Raw genomic sequence first — 4,050 nt, forward strand, 5'->3', positions numbered from 1 at the left:
ATGGCTACGCCCGGTTCCTGGCGCCCCGGACCACAACCGGCCTGCCAGAAATATACGTCGATTACCAAGACCCAGACTCCCAAGTCTGGCTAAGAGCCACACTAGAAGCAGGCGAACAACCCAGCGAAGACTTGGAGATCGTGTTCTCATCACTCGATCTTCGGCGTGCTGTGTCAGCAGCCTCACCGGTATTCCAGGACCACTGCAGGACAGACGATGACACCCTCAAGATTCCTGTCACCGTGGGGGTCGAGTACCTCGTAGATGGCATTGCACAGACACCGGGAGAAAGCCATGCTCAGGGTTCCATCCTTGTCACGGCGCGCCCTCTGCAGGGATATCGCCTACTCAACGAAGCCTCCTGGCCCTTCACCTTTACCGGAGATCCCTGCAACCCACCTAGTTCGCCGACGGGCGTCACCGCGACTGCCGGAAACGGTCTGGCCACCATCACATGGACGGCTCCGGCTATGTCGGGAGACACCGCGCCGGTAACTGGCTACGCGGTCACCGCCAGTCCAGACGGAACGACCGTGACAGTAGGGAACGAGACCCACATCACGATGACAGGCTTAACTAACGGGCGGAGCTATACATTCTCCGTGGTTGCTCTCAGCGACGTAGGTCAAGGCTCCAAATCCGAGCCGAGCCTCCCCGTGGTCCCAAATCCTCCGGATACCGCAGCCCCAGTGCTGGCCGAGTTCGACTTCACACCCAAGACCATCGACACCACCACCGGGGACAAAGAAGTGGTCGTGACCGCACGAGTCACCGACACCACAGGCGCCCAGACGCCGACACTGATCCTGTCCTCCGACGACACCACCCAGACTCTCGGTTTCGGTCAGATGACTCGCATCTCCGGCACCGCCACCGACGGCGTCTACCAACGAACCGTCACCATCCCAACAACCGCCGCCACCGGCACCTGGACCGTAACGATCTATCCGCTCGAGGACTCCCTCGGCAACGACGACTCCACATTCCACAAACACCCCGAAAAACTCTCAACCACCAGCACCCCCGCCGATACTGCGGCCCCGGTGCTGGCCGAGTTCGACTTCACACCCAAGACCATCGACACCACCACCGGGGACAAAGAAGTGGTCGTGACCGCACGAGTAACCGACACCACAGGCGCCCAGACGCCGACACTGATCCTGTCCTCCGACGACACCACCCAGACTCTCGGTTTCGGTCAGATGACTCGCATCTCCGGCACCGCCACCGACGGCGTCTACCAACGAACCGTCACCATCCCAACAACCGCCGCCACCGGCACCTGGACCGTAACGATCTATCCGCTCGAGGACTCCCTCGGCAACGACGACTCCACATTCCACAAACACCCCGAAAAACTCTCAACCACCAGCACCCCCGCCGATACTGCGGCCCCGGTGCTGGCCGAGTTCGACTTCACACCCAAGACCATCGACACCACCACCGGGGACAAAGAAGTGGTCGTGACCGCACGAGTAACCGACACCACAGGCGCCCAGCCGCCGACACTGATCCTGTCCTCCGACGACACCACCCAGACTCTCGGTTTCGGTCAGATGACTCGCATCTCCGGCACCGCCACCGACGGCGTCTACCAACGAACCGTCACCATCCCAACAACCGCCGCCACCGGCACCTGGACCGTAACGATCTATCCGCTCGAGGACTCCCTCGGCAACGACGACTCCACATTCCACAAACACCCCGAAAAACTCTCAACCACCAGCACCCCCGCCGATACTGCGGCCCCGGTGCTGGCCGAGTTCGACTTCACACCCAAGACCATCGACACCACCACCGGGGACAAAGAAGTGGTCGTGACCGCACGAGTAACCGACACCACAGGCGCCCAGCCGCCGACACTGATCCTGTCCTCGGACAACACCACCCAGACTCTCGGTTTCGGTCAGATGACTCGCATCTCCGGCACCGCCACCGACGGCGTCTACCAACGAACCGTCACCATCCCAACAACCGCCGCCACCGGCACCTGGACCGTAACGATCTATCCGCTCGAGGACTCCCTCGGCAACGACGACTCCACATTCCACAAACACCCCGAAAAACTCTCAACCACCAGCACCCCCGCCGATACTGCGGCCCCGGTGCTGGCCGAGTTCGACTTCACACCCAAGACCATCGACACCACCACCGGGGACAAAGAAGTGGTCGTGACCGCACGAGTAACCGACACCACAGGCGCCCAGACGCCGACACTGATCCTGTCCTCGGACAACACCACCCAGACTCTCGGTTTCGGTCAGATGACTCGCATCTCCGGCACCGCCACCGACGGCGTCTACCAACGAACCGTCACCATCCCAACAACCGCCGCCACCGGCACCTGGACCGTAACGATCTATCCGCTCGAGGACTCCCTCGGCAACGACGACTCCACATTCCACAAACACCCCACCAAACTGCGAGTCACCATCCCCGGCGCGACTGCACCAAGCACCCCGCAAGGCATTTCTGCGACACCCTCCAACGCATCCGTCAAGGTCTCCTGGGCCACCCCGATAAGTGATGGTGGCTCACCAATCACCAGCTACACGATCACAGCCCAGCCCGGAAGCCTCACCAAGACCGTGAACGGCAACACCACCACAGCCACGTTCACCGGACTCACCAACGGCACCGCCTACACCTTCACCGTCCAAGCCACCAACCAAATCGGAACCAGCCCGGCATCTGCCACCTCCGCGCCCGTCACACCCGCTGGCACCCCAACCACACCGGCACGACCAACTGCCACCTCCAGCAGCAGCCAGCAAGCCGCCGTAACCTGGCAGGCACCCTTCAACAATGGCTCTGCGATCACCGGCTACACGATCACAGCCCAACCCGGAAACATCACCAAGACCGTGAACGGCAACACCACCACAGCCACGTTCACCGGACTCACCAACGGCACCGCCTACACCTTCACCGTCCAAGCCACCAACCAAATCGGAACCAGCCCGGCCTCGGCTCGCTCCAACGCGGTGACACCGAAGACGTCTACGACTCCTAGCCCGCCGGTCTTTGACGTCTACACCACACCAGGAACGCACCACATCAATGGCCGAGACTGGAGAACCACCTGCCAGAGGTACTCCTCCACGGTAACCCGCTGCACGACCGAGATCTGGGCAACTCAGGTGAACCAGGATAATGGTCGCTTCGTGCCGGTCAACGGCTGGGTATTCAACAACCTTACATACGCCGCATCGCCTCGGAGCCAGTGGGCTACCAACCCACTAGCCGCGAACGGGGTCCCGGGTGGAGAAGTCTCCTGGACAGCAACCGACGGCAGGAAGTGGCGCACCGAATGCGACACAGCCACCACCGGCCGCAACGGCTGCCGTTCCTACGTCGAGGCCAGTGTCATCGAGTCCTACGTAGCCGCATCCGGAGACCGCGGCTTCCGCTGGGTCAAGAAGGAGATCTTCAACAACATGGTCCGCTTCAAGTAGAAGAGACCGGTCACACCAGTTCATCGGTCGCCGCAGAACCTCCACCTCCGCCCCATGTCCCACCGGCAACCATGGGCATAGGTTCGCCGTGCAGGCGGACGCAGGATCACCCTCGGCGTCCCGCTTCCGAAAGCCCTGTGCCAAGGTCTTATGGCGCTCGCGATGGGCATTCCAAGAAATGCAGGGGCCGAGGTTGAGCTTGCCGACTCCTCGGCTGACATAGGCGCTTGTCGTTCGGCCCCGGAACCCACGCTGGCCGGGGACCCGCGAGGGGGATGTCACCGATCCGTGCAGCAGACCCGGCACGCGAGGCCGAGATGTCACGGATCCGTGCAGCAGACCCCTACACCACTATGAGGGATGAATCGCACTGGGTTTGATGGAGACTCGCCCTATTTGATTCCTACCAGCTGTTGCTGGTCGGTTTGTTCAGCATAGAACGCGTTCTCGAACTCGGCGGGTGGGACATCGCCGAGGTATCCGTGTAGGCGTGTGGTGTTGTGCCAGTGCACCCACCCGAGGGTCGCGAGCTCGAGGTCCTCGACGCTCTTCCATGGACCGGGCCGGGCGGGACCGCGGACCAGTTCGGTCTTGT

General features: G+C 62.1%; 2 protein-coding genes and 1 pseudogene. 2 read left to right on the plus strand and 1 reads right to left on the minus strand.

The genetic code is table 11. The features are described from left to right. Positions 1-242: 242 nt before the first annotated feature. A pseudogene (locus tag H5393_RS14980) lies at positions 243-629 on the plus strand (fibronectin type III domain-containing protein); the annotation flags it as partial. A 60-nt stretch (positions 630-689) separates the two neighbouring features. Further along, a complete protein-coding gene (locus H5393_RS14255; RefSeq protein ID WP_370586006.1) occupies positions 690-3,455 on the plus strand; it encodes a fibronectin type III domain-containing protein in 2,766 nt (921 codons plus the stop codon). A gap of 392 nt (positions 3,456-3,847) precedes the next feature. On the opposite strand, the gene H5393_RS14260 is transcribed toward H5393_RS14255, so the two are convergent. Further along, the coding region (locus tag H5393_RS14260; RefSeq protein WP_182767230.1) for an IS3 family transposase at positions 3,848-4,050 on the minus strand (203 nt) is incomplete at its 5' end.

This window comes from Tessaracoccus sp. MC1756 (genome assembly GCF_014164735.1).
Lineage (GTDB): Bacteria > Actinomycetota > Actinomycetes > Propionibacteriales > Propionibacteriaceae > Arachnia.